The organism is Dactylosporangium cerinum (assembly GCF_042653625.1).
GTDB lineage: Bacteria > Actinomycetota > Actinomycetes > Mycobacteriales > Micromonosporaceae > Dactylosporangium > Dactylosporangium cerinum.
On record NZ_JBHSIU010000054.1, the window covers coordinates 1 to 15,134 of the forward strand.

General features: G+C 75.4%; 14 protein-coding genes. 1 reads left to right on the plus strand and 13 read right to left on the minus strand.

The window, feature by feature from the left end; translation table 11 throughout:
* Positions 1-195: 195 nt before the first annotated feature.
* From ACFPIJ_RS37910 to ACFPIJ_RS37920, 3 genes are read right to left on the minus strand one after another with little or no spacing between them, the layout of a single operon-like run.
* Positions 196-1,143, minus strand: coding sequence for an acetaldehyde dehydrogenase (acetylating) (locus tag ACFPIJ_RS37910; RefSeq protein WP_380122697.1), 948 nt, complete (start codon positions 1,141-1,143; stop codon positions 196-198).
* On the minus strand, positions 1,143-1,916 hold the full coding sequence (locus tag ACFPIJ_RS37915) for a 2-keto-4-pentenoate hydratase (protein WP_380122699.1): 774 nt from the start codon (positions 1,914-1,916) through the stop codon (positions 1,143-1,145). The genes ACFPIJ_RS37910 and ACFPIJ_RS37915 overlap by 1 nt, the downstream gene beginning before the upstream one ends.
* A gap of 50 nt (positions 1,917-1,966) precedes the next feature.
* A complete protein-coding gene (locus ACFPIJ_RS37920) occupies positions 1,967-2,722 on the minus strand; it encodes an IclR family transcriptional regulator (RefSeq protein WP_380122701.1) in 756 nt (251 codons plus the stop codon).
* Positions 2,723-2,859: 137 nt separating this feature from the next.
* On the opposite strand from ACFPIJ_RS37920, the gene ACFPIJ_RS37925 reads away from it, so the two are divergent.
* A complete protein-coding gene (locus ACFPIJ_RS37925) occupies positions 2,860-3,465 on the plus strand; it encodes a helix-turn-helix transcriptional regulator (protein ID WP_380122703.1) in 606 nt (201 codons plus the stop codon).
* A gap of 10 nt (positions 3,466-3,475) precedes the next feature.
* On the opposite strand, the gene ACFPIJ_RS37930 is transcribed toward ACFPIJ_RS37925, so the two are convergent.
* From ACFPIJ_RS37930 to ACFPIJ_RS37975, 10 genes are read right to left on the minus strand one after another with little or no spacing between them, the layout of a single operon-like run.
* A complete protein-coding gene (locus tag ACFPIJ_RS37930) occupies positions 3,476-4,324 on the minus strand; it encodes a glycoside hydrolase family 16 protein (protein ID WP_380122704.1) in 849 nt (282 codons plus the stop codon).
* A gap of 14 nt (positions 4,325-4,338) precedes the next feature.
* A complete protein-coding gene (locus ACFPIJ_RS37935; protein WP_380122706.1) occupies positions 4,339-5,598 on the minus strand; it encodes a cytochrome P450 in 1,260 nt (419 codons plus the stop codon).
* Positions 5,595-6,809: a glycosyltransferase gene (locus tag ACFPIJ_RS37940; RefSeq protein ID WP_380122708.1), complete on the minus strand. Its 1,215-nt coding sequence runs from the start codon at positions 6,807-6,809 to the stop codon at positions 5,595-5,597. Before ACFPIJ_RS37940 ends, ACFPIJ_RS37935 begins: the two co-directional genes overlap by 4 nt.
* Position 6,810: 1 nt before the next feature.
* Positions 6,811-7,992, minus strand: coding sequence for a GNAT family N-acetyltransferase (locus ACFPIJ_RS37945; protein WP_380122710.1), 1,182 nt, complete (start codon positions 7,990-7,992; stop codon positions 6,811-6,813).
* Complete coding sequence (locus ACFPIJ_RS37950; RefSeq protein WP_380122712.1) at positions 7,989-8,912, minus strand: YveK family protein; 924 nt, start codon at positions 8,910-8,912, stop codon at positions 7,989-7,991. Before ACFPIJ_RS37950 ends, ACFPIJ_RS37945 begins: the two co-directional genes overlap by 4 nt.
* A complete protein-coding gene (locus tag ACFPIJ_RS37955) occupies positions 8,909-10,003 on the minus strand; it encodes a glycosyltransferase (RefSeq protein ID WP_380122714.1) in 1,095 nt (364 codons plus the stop codon). The genes ACFPIJ_RS37950 and ACFPIJ_RS37955 overlap by 4 nt, the downstream gene beginning before the upstream one ends.
* The gene (locus tag ACFPIJ_RS37960; protein WP_380122715.1) at positions 10,000-10,704 is read right to left on the minus strand and encodes a polysaccharide deacetylase family protein; all 705 of its coding nucleotides are present in this window, start codon (positions 10,702-10,704) and stop codon (positions 10,000-10,002) included. The genes ACFPIJ_RS37955 and ACFPIJ_RS37960 overlap by 4 nt, the downstream gene beginning before the upstream one ends.
* Complete coding sequence (locus tag ACFPIJ_RS37965; RefSeq protein ID WP_380122717.1) at positions 10,694-12,277, minus strand: lipid II flippase MurJ; 1,584 nt, start codon at positions 12,275-12,277, stop codon at positions 10,694-10,696. Before ACFPIJ_RS37965 ends, ACFPIJ_RS37960 begins: the two co-directional genes overlap by 11 nt.
* A complete protein-coding gene (locus tag ACFPIJ_RS37970) occupies positions 12,274-13,668 on the minus strand; it encodes an O-antigen ligase family protein (protein ID WP_380122718.1) in 1,395 nt (464 codons plus the stop codon). The genes ACFPIJ_RS37965 and ACFPIJ_RS37970 overlap by 4 nt, the downstream gene beginning before the upstream one ends.
* A complete protein-coding gene (locus ACFPIJ_RS37975; RefSeq protein ID WP_380122720.1) occupies positions 13,665-15,101 on the minus strand; it encodes a sugar transferase in 1,437 nt (478 codons plus the stop codon). The genes ACFPIJ_RS37970 and ACFPIJ_RS37975 overlap by 4 nt, the downstream gene beginning before the upstream one ends.
* Between the last annotated feature and the right edge of the window lie 33 nt (positions 15,102-15,134).

Genomic DNA, 15,134 nt, shown 5'->3' on the forward strand with positions numbered 1-15,134 from the left:
GCTCCGCTGCGGGCCGGTCACGCCGCCACCTCCGCTGCGCTCCGGCGTCGGCCTGACCCAGAGACTGAGCCCATGATGACCAGCTCCTCGCTCCGCTGCGGGCCGGTCATGCCGCCACCTCCGCTGCGCTCCGGCGTCGGCCTGACCCAGAGACTGAGCCCATGATGACCAGCTCCTCGCTCCGCTGCGGGCCGGTCATGCCGCCACCCGCCGGGCACGCACGGCGGCGATGCGCTCGGCCGTGGCGATCGCGGCCGACGTCATGATGTCCAGGTTGCCGGCGTACGCGGGCAGGTAGTGCGCGGCGCCCTCGACCTCGAGGAACACCGACACCTGATGGGTGACCGCCGCGCCCGCACCGGCAAGGGTGTGCAGCGGCAGGTCCGCCGGCACCGGCTCGATCTGCACCCGCTGCTTGAGCCGGTAACCGGGCACGTATCCGGCGACCACGCCGACCATCTCCTCGACCGACGCGCGGATCGCGTCCCGCGTCCGCTCGTCCGGGGCGTCGACCAGGCACAGCACGGTGTCCCGCATGATGACGGGCGGGGTGGCCGGGTTGAGCACGATCAGCGCCTTGCCCCGCGCCGCCTGGCCCACCCCGACGATGGCCCGCGCGGTGGTCTCGGTGAACTCGTCGATGTTGGCCCTGGTGCCCGGGCCGGCCGACTTCGAGGCGATCGACGCGACGATCTCGGCGTAGGGCACCGCGGCCACCCGGGACACGGCGGCGACGATCGGGATGGTCGCCTGCCCACCGCAGGTGACCATGTTGACGTTGCTCTCGTGCAGGTGCTGGTCGAGGTTGACCGCGGGCACCACGTAGGGCCCGATCGCCGCCGGGGTCAGGTCGATCATCGTCCGGCCGGACCCGGCGAGCCTGGCGTCGTTGGCGACGTGCGCCCGCGCCGACGTGGCGTCGAAGACGATGTCGACGCCCGCGAAGCCGGACAGCTCGATCAGGCCGCCCACCCCCTCCGCCGTGGTGGCGACGCCCAGCCGGGCGGCGCGCGCCAGACCGTCGGACGCCGGGTCGACGCCGGCCATCGCGACGAGTTCGAGGGTCTTCGACAGCCGCAGAATCTTGATCATCAGGTCGGTGCCGATGTTGCCCGAGCCGATGATCGCCACCTTCGTGCCCATCATTCGGTCCCGAACCTGGTCGTGACCGTGCCCAGGCCGGTGAACGCGGCGGTGACCCGCATCCCGGGCAGCACCGGCACCATCGGGCCCAGCGCGCCGGACAGCACCACCTGCCCGGCGAGCAGCGGGTCACCCAGGTCGCGGGCGGCGGCGGCGAGCCAGGCCAGCGCGGCGAGCGGGTCGCCCAGGCAGGCACTGCCCGCGCCCTTGGACACGACCGCACCGTCGACACTGAGCTCCATCTGGATGTCCACCGGCTCCAGCGCGTCGAGGCCGACCCGGTCGTCGCCGAGGACGAACAGGCCGCTGGACGCGTTGTCGGCGATCGTGTCGGCGATGCTGATGTCCCACCCGGCGATCCGGCTGTCGACGATCTCCAGCGCGGGCACCATCACGTCCACGGCCGCCCGCACCGCCGCCGCAGAGAGATCACCGGTCAGGTCCGCGCGGAGCAGGAACGCGACCTCGGCCTCAATCCGCGGCTGCAGGAGCCCGCCGACCGGCACCGGGTCGAGCGCGCTGACGTCCATGTCGTCGAAGAGCACCCCGAAGTCCGGCTGGTCCACCCCGAGCTGCCGTTGCACGGCCGCGGACGTCAGGCCGATCTTGTGGCCGACGGTCCGGGCCCCGAGCGACTGCCGGTTGAGGGTGATTTCCCGCTGTACGGCGTACGCCGCCCCGACGTCCTGCGCGCCGATGAGGTCACGGACCGGTGCGCAGGGTGTCGCGGTTCGCGCCGCGTCGAGCAGCCGTTGCGCCGCAGGCGATGTCATGCGGGCCACGATGCTCGACCGGCCCGTCCGCCCGCCACCGAACTGTTCCGCTAGCCGGAACTCTGGTCGAGGATCGCCTCGCGGCGGGCCAGGGTCGCCGTGACACCGGCGGCGGCGGCCTTGACCGCGGCGGCGTGCCGCCGGGGGTCGAAGCGGGTGGCCGGGCCGGCCACGCTCACCGCCGCCACCGCGACGTCGTGCCCGTCCAGCACCGGCGCGCCCACGCAGACGATCCCGACCGCCGACTCCTCCGCCTCGAACGCCACCCCCGTCCGCACCGCCTCGTCGAGCTGCCGGCGCAGGATCGCCGCGGACGTCACGGTCCGCGGCGCCAGCCGGGCGAGCGGCGCGTCGAGCACCTCCGCCCGCAGCGCCGCCGGGGCGAAGGCCAGCAGCGCCTTGCCGATCGCGGTCGCGTGCAACGGCATCCGCCCACCCAGCCGGGACGGCGCCCGCGCCTGACGGTGGCCGCCGATCTTCGCCACGTACACCACCTCGGCCCCTTCCCGCAGCCCGAGGTGCACGGTCTCGTGGGTGCGCTCGTACAGGTCCTCCAGGAACGGCGTGGCCACCTCGATCAGCCCGCGCTCCACCGAGGCCCGCATGCCGAGCGCGAAGAGGTGCCCACTGAGATGGAACCTGCCGTCGACCCGCTCCAGGAGCCGGGCCGCGACCAGCTCGCCGGTCAGCCGGTGCAGGGTCGCCTTGGCCAGCCCGGTGCGCCGCTGCAGCTCGGCGAAGCCGACCCCCCGGTCCTCGGCGGTGAACGCGTCCAGGATCACGGCCACCTTGGCGATCACCGTCATGCGGCAAGCGTACGAGGGTCCCGGTCGGGAGTTCGCGGCGTTGGCACGAACCTGGGATTCGACTGTGCACCAGGTCGCCTACCGTACGGCCGAGAGAAGCCTCCCGAACCCACCAGTGCCGGTAGGGGGTGACTGCGGTGATTCGCGTGCTCCTCATCTTCGACAATGCGACGGCGCCTGGTGTCCTCGTCCGGCTCCTCAATCATCAGCCCGGGATCGTCGTGGCCGGCACGGTCGACGTCGACGGACCGGTCGCGGAGTGCTGCGTGCGGGTCCGGGCCCAGGTCGTGCTGTTCAACACCACCTACATGGTCGGCCAGATCCTGCCGATCGTCGACGAGCTGCGCCGCGCCGCGCCCGGCTGCGGGGTGCTCGTGCTCTCCGATCCGGGGATGCGCGGCACGCTGCCGCCCCGGCGGCACGCCCCGCAGCTGAGCTTCCTGGTCAAGGGCATCCAGATCCCGGTCCTGGCCGGCTGGATCCGCCGGATCGCCTGCGGGGAGCGGGTCGTCGACCCGCAGCTCGAGGTGGCCCAGCTCCGGATGGACAAGACGGTCAGCACCCGGGAGCTGGAGATCCTCGGCCTCGCCATGCAGGGCGACTCGTGCGCCGACATCGCCCAGCGGCTGAGCCTGTCGCTCGGCACGGTGCGCAACTACATCTCCGCCGCGATCCTCAAGACCGGCGCACGCAACCGGCTCGACGCGATCCGCATCGTGCGCCGCGACGGCTGGCTGCGCTGACAGCGCCGGGTCACCGGCGGACCCACGCGCGGATGTGGTCGACCCGCTTCTCAGCCTGCTGCGTGCCGCCGGCGGGTGGGCGCTGCGCGTACACGGCCAGGTTCGAGATGATGTTTGTCGGCGCGTCCGCGGTCGCCGCGGCGTGGCAGACCTGGATCCCGTCGACGTACCAGACGGTGCCGGACGGCTCGATCGCGACGCCGTAGGTGTGCCAGTCCGCCGACGGGTCGAACGGGACCTTCCACCGGCAGCCGTCCGGCCCGCCCGAGTGCTGCGTCATCTGCAGCTCGCGGCTGCCGGCCGAGTACTGCTCGTACACGTCGGTCTCGACCTGCTTGTCGATCTGCGGCGCCTGCCAGGTCCAGAACGCGGGCCAGAACCCGTTCGCCGCCGGCAGGATCGAGCGTTCCTCGATGTACCCGTGCTGGAACGCGAAGCGGCTGGAGATCAGGCAGGACGTCCAGCCGTAGCGCTCCCCCGCGGCGGACGTGTGTGGCTCGCGCCGGGCGGTCATCACCAGCTCGCCGTCGCCCACCTGGCAGTTCGCCGCCTGGTTCCATTCCAGTTGCTGGTTGCCCTTGTTGCCGCGGCCCTCGTCGGACTCGGCACCGGAGCGGTCGTCCCAGCGGTCCCGGTCGAGGGCGGTGCCGTCGAACTCGTCGCCGAACACGATCTCCCATCCGCCCGGCGGCTGCCCCAGCGGATCCGGTGGGCCGTCCCCGTCCTCCGGGACGACCAGGGTGCTCGGCCAGATTGCCGGTGCGTCGTTGTCGTCCGACGCGCCGGCGACGAGCGACGCGACAGTCGCCGCGGCGACGAACACGGTCACGGCGGCCAGCAGGGTCCTGCGCACGGACATCGGTGCGGCCCCTCTCAGGTGCACGTGAAGCCCAGCCGGGCCACGCGGTGGTCGAAGTTGGACGGGACGAGGTCCGGCGCGCCGACCGAGCGGAGGTCCGGCAGCCGGGTGAACAGCTCGCGGAAGAGCACGGTCAGCTCCTGCCGCGCGAGGGACGCGCCGAGGCAGAAATGTGGACCGCCCCCGCCGAACCCGACGTGCGGGTTGGGCGTCCGGGTGATGTCGAACCGGTCCGGCGCGGCGAAGACCGCCTCGTCCCGGTTGGCCGACACGTAGTACATGACGACCTCGTCGCCGGCGTGCAGCGGGAACCCGTTGAGGGTGTGGTCGCGGGCGACGGTGCGACGGAACTGCATGATCGGCGAGCTGTGCCGGACGACCTCGTCGACGAACCCGGCGGCCCTGGCGTCGAAGTCGGCCAGGAGCAGCTCGCGCTGGTCCGGGTGCGCGGTCAGCAGGCGCAGCGCGTGGGCGATCGTGTTGCGGGTGGTCTCCACGCCGGCCACCAGCAGCAGCGAGAAGAACGAGCCGAGCTCGCGGCCGCTCAGCGGGCGGCCGGCGACGTCCGCGGTGACGAGCGCCGAGATCAGGTCGTCGGTCGGGTGCCGCCGCCGGTCGGCGCCGACCCGGGCCACGACGCGGTGCAGCTGGGCGAGGGCGGCGATGCCGCGGCCCGGGATCCGCAGCCGGCGGCCGGCCCGCTGGACGCCGGCCCGCTCCGTGGTGGAGTCGATCCGGCGCAGCAGCGTGCCGCGGTACCCGTCGGGAATGCCCATCATCGTGCAGATCACCTCGAACGGCAGCCGCCCCGCGACCGCCGTCACGAAGTCGCCCGGCCCGCCACCCGACCCGCTGCCCGCCACGACCAGGTCGTCGACGATGCGGGCGGCGACCCGCTCGGTGTCGGCGGCGATCCGGGCCACGACGCGGGGGGTGAACGCCCGCGCGACGATCGACCGCAGCTGCTGGTGCCGCGGGTCGTCGAGGTTGACCATCGAGTCGCCGAAGACGGTCCGGACCCACCGGGCCGGCCGTGGCGTGGTGACGCCGTGCCGGCTGACGAAGACGTCGGGGGTGCGGCTGGCGGTCACCACGTCGGCGTGCCGCACCAGGGCGAAGAATCCGCCGCCGGGCTCGGGGAAGAACACCGGCGCGTCGAGCCGCCGCAGCCGGGCGAACGCCGCGTGCCGGGCCGGCTCGGGCTGCCGCCAGAACGCCGGGTCGGCGAGGTCGATGCCACCGACCGATCTGTCCGATGTGGACACCATGGTCATCGTGACTCCTTTGTGGACAGCCCGGGTACGGCGACTGTTGACCGGCCGGGTGCGGCGACCGTGGACACGCCGGGTGCGGCGGCCGTGGACAGGCCGGGTGCGGCGGCCGTGGACAGGCCGGGTGCGGCCACCGAGCGGGTCAGCTCGGCGAGCTCGGCGTAGGTGCGCCGCGCGTCGAAACCCGAGGCGTGCCGGGCGGCGGCGGCGCCCTCCGCCCGGGCCGGCCCGGGGTTCAGCAGCCGGTGCAGCAGCGCGTCGGCCAGCGGGGCCGGGCGTTCCGGCGGGACGAGCGCCCCGGTCCCCGGGGTGACGATCCCGGCGATGCCCGGGATGTCGCTGGCGACGACCGGGCGGCCGGTCGCCATGGCCTCCAGGGCGGTCAGCGGCAGCCCTTCCCAGCGGGACGGCAGCGCGACGACGTCGGCCGCGGCGAGCCATTCCCGCACGTCGGTGACGGCGCCGGCGAAGGTGACGCCGGGCCCGGATCGGGCCCGCAGGGCGGGCAGCAGGTCGCCGGCGCCGACCAGCGCGAGGCGCGCGTCCGGGCAGTGCGCGGTGACCTGCTCCCACGCCGACAGCAGCACGTCCTGGCCCTTCTGCCGGGTGAGCCGCCCGACGCAGACGGCGAGCGGGGCCCGCGCCGGCACGCCGAGCCGCGCGCGGGCGGCCCGGCGGGCGGTGTCGCCGGCCGGCCGGAAGTGCTGCAGGTCCACGCCGTTGCGGATGACCGTGTACCGCCCGCGGACCCGCGCCGCCCGGCCGAGGGCCGCTTCCTCGTCGCCGACGCAGACCAGCCGGTCGGCCCACCGGGCGGCGGCGCGTTCCCAGGCGACGCTGCCGGTCCGCAGCGCCCCGCCGGCCGCGAGCCAGGACCAGCCGTGCGGCTGGAACAGCGTCGGGATCCGCCCGCGCAGGTGCAGCCGGCCGGCCAGCCCGGCCTTGGCGGCGTGCAGGTGCACGACGTCGGGCCGGAACGACCGCACCAGCCGGGCCAGGGCGCGCAGCTCGCCCGGGGTGGCCCGGCCGGGCTCGCGGGTCGCCGGCCAGGAGCGGTGCGGCACGCCGGTCCGGGCCAGGTCGGCGGCGAGCCGGCCGTCCGGCGGGCAGGCGACGGCGACGTCCCAGCCGCGGGCCAGCTGATCGACGCCGGCGGCGGTGACGTAGCCGGCCACCCCGCCGTCGCGCGGCTGGGCGACGTGCAGGACGCGCATGTCAGCCACCGCCCGGGCGCCGCCGCAGCCGGTCCCGCAGCGCGCGCAGGCCGGGCAGGTGGCGCTTGGCGAGCAGCACCGCCGCCCGGCGGGTGCGGACCCCGGCGGCGTAGAGCCGGGCCCGGGGGCTGCCGCCCCGGACCAGCAGGACCCGCTGGTTCACCGACTCCACCGGCCGCCACCGCAGCTTGTACGGCTCGGCGCCGCGCAGCATGCTCATCGTGGCGCAGCTGCGCCGGACCGCGAGCGGCAGCGTGTCGCTCAGCAGCAGCGTGGTGATGTCGGCGCGGTCCCGCAGGTCGGGTTCGGCGCCGTACAGGTAGCCGCCGACGAGGTCCCGCCCGACGACCGCGAGCGACGAGGCGACCAGTTGCCCGTCGAGGCGGTACTCGAACAGCTCGGCCTGCCCGTCCGCGATCATCTCGCGGGTGGCCGCGCCGAGATGCCGGGCGAACTCGGCCCGGACGTGCTCGGGGTTGACCTGGCGGCCCTGCCACTGCCGGGCGTGCAGGGCGAGCAGGTCACCGACGGCGCGGCCGGCCTCGTCCGCGGTCACGGCCCGCACGTCGAGGCCGAGCCGGCGCAGCTGGTTGACCCGGCGGCGCACCGTCTTGCGGGTGTGGCCGGGCAGGTCGGCGACGAGGTCGTCGAGGTCGCGGGCGGGCAATTCCAGGCACAGCGAGGCGGGGACCAGGTGGTGCCGGCCGCGCCACGCCTCGGCCAGCAGGGTGCCCGCGACGGACCCGGGTCGCGTCTCGGGCAGGTCGACGACCTGCCAGCCGGAGACCTGGGCGAGGGCGTCGGCGAGTGCCCGGGCCGCCGGTTCGGCGAGTGCCTCGTCGACGAGGACGTCGGCGAAGTCCGACAGGTCCCCGCCGACCGGGGTCAGCACCGAGCAGAGCCACCGCCGTTGCCGCAGCAGCGCGGCGGCGGCCACCAGCCGGCCGTCGAGGCGCACCAGGATCAGCCGGAGCCGGCCGGGTCGCCCGTATGTGTGCCACCAGGACGCGATCCAGGCGTGTGCCTGGAAGGGCGTCGCCGTGGCGCACCGGCGGAAGAGGTCGTTCCACTCGGTCCGGATCTCGGCCAGGGCGGTGTCGTCCCGGCGGACCTCGACCGACCAGGCGCTGACCGGCCGCGGTACGCCAGTCGGTGCGGGGTCCACTGCGCTCAACGGGTTCATAGCGACTCCCGGCGGATGACGACGGCCCGGCCGATGACCTTTGGTGGCTCGGCCGGCTGCTGCGGTGCCGCGACGACGTCCGGTGCGTCCGGCGGTGCGGCGGGGGTCTGCGGTGGTGCCGCATTCCAGGCGGGGGTCTGCGGTGGTGCCGCCTTCCAGGCGGAGGTCTCCGGCGGCGCCGCGTTCCAGGCGATGGCCATCGGCGGCCAGCTCATGCCGGGCGGCAACGGTGGCGGCGGGTCGGCGGCGGCGTCCGGCGGCACCGGCACGAGGGCGGTGGCGACGGTCCCGCTCGCCCAGACGGGCTGGACGGGCGTCCTCACGACGTCCTGCCCGGCCGCGGCGACGGCGGCGGTGGTCCCGCGCCGGGTCCGGCCCGCGCCGGCCAGCGCCGCCAATCCGCCCACGAGCAGGCCGGCGGCCGCGCCGACGACCAGTTCCAGCGGCGGTTTCGGCGACGACGGTGCGGTCGGGGTGCTCGCCGGGGCCAGGACGGATGCGGTGACCCGGGTCTCGGCCTTGCGTGCGGTGGCGTACTCGGCGAGGGCCTTCGCCACGGCGTTCGCGACGTCGGCGGTGCGTTTCGCGTCGGCACCGGTGGCGGTGATCTCGATGACCGGTGCGTCCGGTGACGTCGTCGCGGTCACGGTCGACAGCCCGTCGCGGGAGCCGAGCGCGGTCGCCGCCGCGTCGGTGACCGGCCCGTTGGTGACGATCCGGCCGTACGCCTGGGCGAAGTTGACCGCCGCGAACGACTCGCCGGGCTCCGCGGTGAGCACGACGTAGGCCTGCGCCCGGTACGTCGGGGTCTTGACCTGGCCGTAGATCCCGCCGGTGCCGGCCCCGAGGGCGGTGACGACCACGAGCAGGCCGAACCGGCGCACCAGCCGGGCCAGGATCGTCGATGGCGTGCTGCTCATGTCGTTCGGCTCCAAACTCGATCCGGCCGCACAAGCCGTGCGTACAACTGGTCCAGGGCACCGGCGACGCGGCCGATGTCGTGCTCGGCGAGGGTCTCCGGCGCCGCGCCGCCGGGCCGGGCGAGGGCGGCCCGCACGGCGTCGCGCAGCGCGTCCGGCGTCGCGGGCACGCGCCGCGCCGCCGGATCGGGGCGGGCTTCGAGGGGCGGGCAGCTCACGTACACCACGGGCAGCCCGGCGGCCAGGGCCTCGACGACCGCCATCCCGAACGTCTCCTGCGGTGAGGGCGAGGCGAACACGTCCATCGCGCAGAGCGCGGCGCGGGCGTGCGGCAGGCCGCCGGCGAAGGCGACCCGGTCGGCGATGCCCAGCTCGCCGGCCAGGGCGGCGAGCCTGGCGCGGGCCGGTCCGTCGCCGGCCAGCAGCAGCGTGGTGTCCGGCAGCGCCGCGACCGCGCGCACGAGAACGTCGAACCGCTTGGTGGGCTCCAGCCGCCCGACCCCGCCGACGACCCGGGCCCGGGCGGGGATGCCGAGCCGGGCCCGGGTCTGGAGGCGCAGCGCGGGGTCGTGGCGCAGTTCGGCCGGGTCGATGCCGTTGGGGATCACCGTGATCCGGCGGTCCGGCACGGCCCACGCGACGAGGCGCTGCCGGACCGCCTCGGACACCGCGACGGTGACCCGCCCGAGGCGTTCGGCGGCCAGGTACAGCGCCCGGACGGCGGCCGTGGTCGGGCGGGCCTCGATGATCCCGTCGCCGAGGGAGTGTTCGGTCGCCACGACGGCCCGGACCCCGGCCAGGCGGGCCGCGATCCGCCCGTACACGCAGGCGCGGTACAGGTGGGTGTGGACCACGTCGAAGCGGCCGGCGCGGATGAACGCGGCGAGACGCGGGACCGCGGTCAGGTCGCGGTTGCCCCGCATGCCGAGGTCGTGCACCGGGAACCCGGCCGCGCGGATCGCGGCCGCGACCGGCCCCGGGTTGGTCAGCGTGACGACCGCCGGGTCGGCGGCCAGCCGGGGCAGCACCAGGCGCAGCTGGTGTTCGGCGCCGCCGACACCGAGGCCGGTGATGACGTGCAGGACCCTCATCGCGCACCCCCGGCGGTGATCCGGTGCCGCAGCCACTTGGCGGCCAGCCGCGTGGGACCGTCGCGGTCGCCGACGAAGACCCTGGGCACCGCGTACCGGCTGTCCAACGTGGAGCGCCCGACCGCGCAGGCGTACTCGTACCCGGCCGCCTTGACCGCCGCCACCTCGCGGGCGCCGACCTGGCCGTACGGGTAGCAGAACCCGGGGACGTCCTGGCCGCAGAGCGCGCTGAGGGCCGCCCGGCTCGTGCCGACCTCGGCGGCCAGCGCCGCAGGGTCGGCCGCCGGCAGCGGCCGGTGCAGCAGGCCGTGCGAGCCGATCTCCAGACCGGCGTCGGCGGCCCGGCGCACGTCGGCGGCGGTCATCAGCGCCTTGCGCGGACCGGGCCGGTCCCAGGCGTTGTCGCCGCCGAGCCGGCCGGCCAGGACGAACACCGTCGCGGTGAAGCCGTGCCGGGCCAGCAGCGGCATCACCTCGGTGACGAAGTCGGCGTAGCCGTCGTCGAACGTGAGCCCGACGAGCCGGTCGGCGGTGCCGGCCGCCCGCGCCCGCAGCAGGTCCCGCATCGCGACGCCGCGCCACCCGGCCCGGCGCAGCCAGCGCAGCTGCCCGGCGAACCGGTCCGGCCGCACGGTCACCTGGAACGGGTCGTGGTCGCACTGCTCCACCGAGTGGTACATCAGCACCAGGTCACGGCGCACGGCGGACCCTCCGTTTCAGCTCTGGGACCAGCGCGCCGATCTCGTCGAACCCCACCAGCCGGGCCACCACCGCGAACGTGCCGAGCACGACGACACCGCCGGCGACACTGACCACAGTGGACCCGAGGTCTGCCAGCAGCCGCCCGGCCAGCCAGCCGGCCCCGGCGGCCACGCCGGCGGCGAGGAGGGCCCGGGCCGTCGTCGAGGCGGTCTCCCGCAGCGGGACGGCCAGGTCGCGGCGGCGCAGCCCGATCAGCAGCAGCACCGCGGCGGTGGTGATGCCGATGCCGTTGCCGGCCGCGATCCCGGCCGCCCCGAGGTGCGCGACCGTCAGCGCGGCGACGACGGCGTTGACCGCCACCCCGACACCCACCGCCGCGGCCGGGAGCCAGGCCCGGCCGCCGTCGGCGAAGTACGGGCGGATGGCGACCCCGACCATCGCGTGGCCCAGCAGCCCGACCGCGGAGACCCGCACGATCGCGGCGACCGACGTGGTGTCGGCGGCGCCGAACGCGCCCCGCTCCAGCAGGCACTGCACAACCGCCGGGGCGAAGACGAACAGGTACGCCGAGCCGAGCAGGATCAGCACCGTCACCAGCCGCAGGTCGGCGGCGAACCGCCGGCGCGCGCCGGCGAGGTCACCGGCCGCGACGCAGCGGGCCAGCGTCGGGAACGTCACCGTGCAGACCAGCAGCGCGACCAGCATCGGCAGCTGGGTGAGCTTCTGCGCGTAGTTCAGGTGGGAGATGGCGCCGGCGGGCAGTCCGGAGCCGAGGAACCGCTCCACGTAGACCTGCGACTGCCGGCCGAGGGTGTAGACGACGACGGGGGCGACGGCGCCGAGGGCGAGCGTGCCGGCCGGTCGCGCCGCCCCACGCAGCCAGCGGCGCGGGTGCGGCAGCCCGACTCGGAGCGGGTGCGGCAGCCCGACGTGGCGGACGAAGCTCGGCAGCTGCACCAGGACCATCAGGACGCCGCCCAGCGCAACCCCGGCGGCGGCACTGACGACCCCGATCCGGCCGTGCAGTGTCCACATGAGACCGATGATCCCGGCGTTGTAGGCGAGGTGGATCGCGGCGGGTGCGGCGAAGACGTGGTGGGCCCGCAGCGCCGCGCTCAGGTAGCCGGCGATGCCGAACCCGAGCACCGTGATCGCGGTCAGCCGGGTGCAGGTGACGGCGAGCGCCGGGTCGGCGAGGCCGGGTGCGACGGCGCGGACCAGCAGCGGCGCGCCGAGCAGCACCGCCGCCGACGCGATGAGCAGCGCCACCGTGACGCGGGGCAGCGTCGCCGCGACCAGGTCCCGCACCGAGCCCTGCTGCGCGAGGGTCCGGCTGAACAGCGGCACCATGACCAGCGACATGGCACCCTCGACGACCAGGCAGAACGCCGTCTCCGGCACCGTCCAGGCGACCAGGAACGCGTCGGTGGCGCCGCCCGCGCCGAAGAACCGCGCCAGCAGCACGTCCCGGATCAGGCCGAGCCCCGAGCCGGAGACAGTGATGGCGACGGTGATCAGCGCGGCGGTGACGAGGGTCCCCCGCGCGGCGAGTTGCGGCGTGGCCGCGGTCATCGCGGCACCTCCGGCGGGAATGTCCGCGGCACGATGACCGCGCGGCGGGCGACCAGGCCCAGCAGGACGGCGAGCAGGACGCCGGTCGGCCCGGCGCCGATGTCGCCGTAGCTGAAGTCGATGAGCGTCCAGACCATGACGCCGGGCGCCACCAGGTCCAGGAAGCGCGTGTCGGTGCCCGGCGGCCCCGAAGCAAAGGCCGCCCGGCGCCGGAACGCGCCGGCGGTGAGCGTGCCGAGCAGCGAGCCGAACGCGAGGGCGCCGACGGTGCCCTGCTCCGCCAGGACCATCAGGTACTGGTTGTGCGCGGACAGCAGCGGCTGGCGGCGGAAGCCGGCCTGCGGGTCGTCGACGTCGCTGCCGGCGGACAGCGACATCGGCGCGTACGTGTCGCGGGCCGCGGCGAAGTCCTTGAGGCCGACGCCGAGGACGGGGTGGTCGGCCCAGATGCCGATCGCGGTGCCCCACAGCGCGTACCGGTCCCGCACGGAGCGGTCGGGCGCCGAGCCGGAGGACGCAATGCTGGTGACCCGCTCGTCGAGCGTGAACGAGGCCGGGCCGACGCCGCTGACCAGGAGACCGACCACGAACGCGGCGGTGGCGACGGTGGCGACGCCGAGCCGCCGGCTGAAGACGAAGAGCTGCACCACGACCGCGCAGGCGGTGGCGATCCAGGCGCCCCGGCTGAGCGAGAAGCCCAGCGGCAGCACCAGCAGCGCCGCGGTGCCGACGAGGGCGGCGCGGGTGCGCCCGCGCGTGGCCAGCCCGAGGGCGAGGGTGACGATGACGCCGTAGCCGACCAGGGCGCCGAGCGCCATGACCTGTTCGGCGCCGAACGTGCCGATGGCGCGGACGTACTGGCCCGCGTAGGAGGCGCCGGTGTTCGTCGCCGATTGCCGGACCCCGACGGCGCCCTCCGCGACCGTGACGGCGACGAACGCTCCGGCGACCAGCAGCACGTCGAACCGGTCCCGCAGCGCCATGGCCACGGCGACCGGGATGAGGACGAAGAGTTCGGTGTAGCGCACGAAACCGACCAGGCTCGCGGCCGGGTCGGCGGCGATCACGGTGGCCGCGGCCACCGACAGCACCACTGCCCCGAAGGGCAGCAGGCCGAGCGGCGCGGGTGCGGCGCCGTCGCGCAGGCAACGCCACAGCGCCGCGGCGACCGCGACTGCGGCGGCGACGTCGGCGACGGTGATCCGCCCGCCCCCGCCCGCTGCCTGGAGGTCGCTGGGCAGGCAGACCAGGAGCAGCGCGGCGGCGATCAGGCAGCTCGGCCGGCGGGCCGCCCAGCCGGCGGCGGCCAGCGCCCACGCCAGCGGGGCCAGCGCGACCCGCAGCGGCAGCGTGGCCGCGTGCGCCGCCGCACCTCGGGTCGGCGCCGTCATCGCCATCGCCGGGCCAGGCCGAGCAGCGCGCCGACGGTCCGGACCATGATCTTGAGGTCGAGGGCGACCGACCAGTTCTCGATATAGTAGTTGTCGTAGCGGACCCGGTCGGCGATCGAGGTGTCGCCGCGCAGGCCGTGAATCTGCGCCCAGCCGGTGATACCCGCGGCGGCGCGGTGCCGGTCGGCGTACCCGCCGTACATGTGGGCGAACTGCTCGACGAAGTACGGGCGCTCGGGGCGTGGCCCGACGAGCGACATGTCGCCGCGCAGGACGTTGATGAGCTGGGGCAGCTCGTCCAACGACGTGTTGCGCAGCAGGCGGCCCACCGGACCGACCCGGTCGTCGGTGCTGATGTTCCAGCGGACCTGCGACTCGCGGTCCGTCGCCGGGGTCAGCGACCGGAACTTGAGGATCGTGAACGGCCGGCCGTCGCGGCCGATGCGCTGCTGCCGGAAGAGCACCCCGGCCCGGCCGGACTCCAGCCGCACCGCGACGGCGCAGGCCACCAGGATCGGCCCGGCCACCGCCAGGCCGAGCGCGGCGCCGGTGACGTCGATGGCCCGCTTCGCGGCCGCGTACAGCCCGCGCATCCGGTCGGGGCGCATGCGTTCCAGGGCGATGCCCTGCACCAGTTCCGCGCCGGCGGCCGGCACCGCCAGCTCGAACAGCCGGGGCACCACGTACACCGTGACGCCGGACCGGCGCCACTGCCGGATGACACCGATCAGGTCCGCGTCGGGACCGCCCGGGAAGGCGACGATGACGCAGTCCGGCCGGTGCAGGGCGACGATCCCGGCGAGGTCGTCGACGTGGCCGAGCAGCGGCGCCGGCAGCGTTTCGGCGGTGAGCGCGGGCGGGCCGACGAGCCCGATCGGCCTGATGCCATACGCCCGGTCGGCCCGCAGCACCTCGGCGAGGCGCAGTGCGACGTCGCCGGAGCCGACGATGAGGGTGCGGTCACCGGGCAGCAGCCGGCGGCGCTGATACAGCCAGGCGTAGACGAACGCGCGGGCCGGCACGATCGCGGCGAGCACGACGAGCGGCCACAGCACGATGGCCGCCTCGAACGTCGCCACGGGCAGGGTGAACCAGACAGCGAGGGGGGTCACCGCGCCGATGCCGAGCAGCAGCCTGGGGATGTCGTCGAGCACGCTCAGGTGCAGGCGCGGGCGGTAGAGGCCGACGCCGGCCAGGGCGACGGCGGTGAGCCCGGCACCGGTCAGCGCGTCATGCCACGCGGCGCCGGCGGCCAGCCAGAGCACGACGAACACGGCGAGGTCCGCACCGGCCTGCCGCCACGGCTCACCGGCGCCGGTGCCCCGCGGACGGCGGATCGGCTCGGGTGCGGGGACCCGGCGCGCGGCGGCCGGCACCGGCACCCGGGCGCCGGGGCTTCCCTGTTCCAGCACAGCTGCGGCAACGTGTGGCACGGCACTCTCCTCGGGCGACGACCCGCGACCGTC

Excerpts from the sequence above, each read along its gene's own strand:
- ACFPIJ_RS37910 (WP_380122697.1), bottom strand. The coding sequence starts at position 1,143 with ATGGGCACGAAGGTGGCGATCATCGGCTCGGGCAACATCGGCACCGAC.
- ACFPIJ_RS37915 (WP_380122699.1), bottom strand. The coding sequence starts at position 1,916 with ATGACATCGCCTGCGGCGCAACGGCTGCTCGACGCGGCGCGAACCGCG.
- ACFPIJ_RS37920 (WP_380122701.1), bottom strand. The coding sequence starts at position 2,722 with ATGACGGTGATCGCCAAGGTGGCCGTGATCCTGGACGCGTTCACCGCC.
- ACFPIJ_RS37930 (WP_380122704.1), bottom strand. The coding sequence starts at position 4,324 with ATGTCCGTGCGCAGGACCCTGCTGGCCGCCGTGACCGTGTTCGTCGCC.
- ACFPIJ_RS37935 (WP_380122706.1), bottom strand. The coding sequence starts at position 5,598 with ATGACCATGGTGTCCACATCGGACAGATCGGTCGGTGGCATCGACCTC.
- ACFPIJ_RS37940 (WP_380122708.1), bottom strand. The coding sequence starts at position 6,809 with ATGCGCGTCCTGCACGTCGCCCAGCCGCGCGACGGCGGGGTGGCCGGC.
- ACFPIJ_RS37945 (WP_380122710.1), bottom strand. The coding sequence starts at position 7,992 with ATGAACCCGTTGAGCGCAGTGGACCCCGCACCGACTGGCGTACCGCGG.
- ACFPIJ_RS37950 (WP_380122712.1), bottom strand. The coding sequence starts at position 8,912 with ATGAGCAGCACGCCATCGACGATCCTGGCCCGGCTGGTGCGCCGGTTC.
- ACFPIJ_RS37955 (WP_380122714.1), bottom strand. The coding sequence starts at position 10,003 with ATGAGGGTCCTGCACGTCATCACCGGCCTCGGTGTCGGCGGCGCCGAA.
- ACFPIJ_RS37965 (WP_380122717.1), bottom strand. The coding sequence starts at position 12,277 with ATGACCGCGGCCACGCCGCAACTCGCCGCGCGGGGGACCCTCGTCACC.
- ACFPIJ_RS37970 (WP_380122718.1), bottom strand. The coding sequence starts at position 13,668 with ATGACGGCGCCGACCCGAGGTGCGGCGGCGCACGCGGCCACGCTGCCG.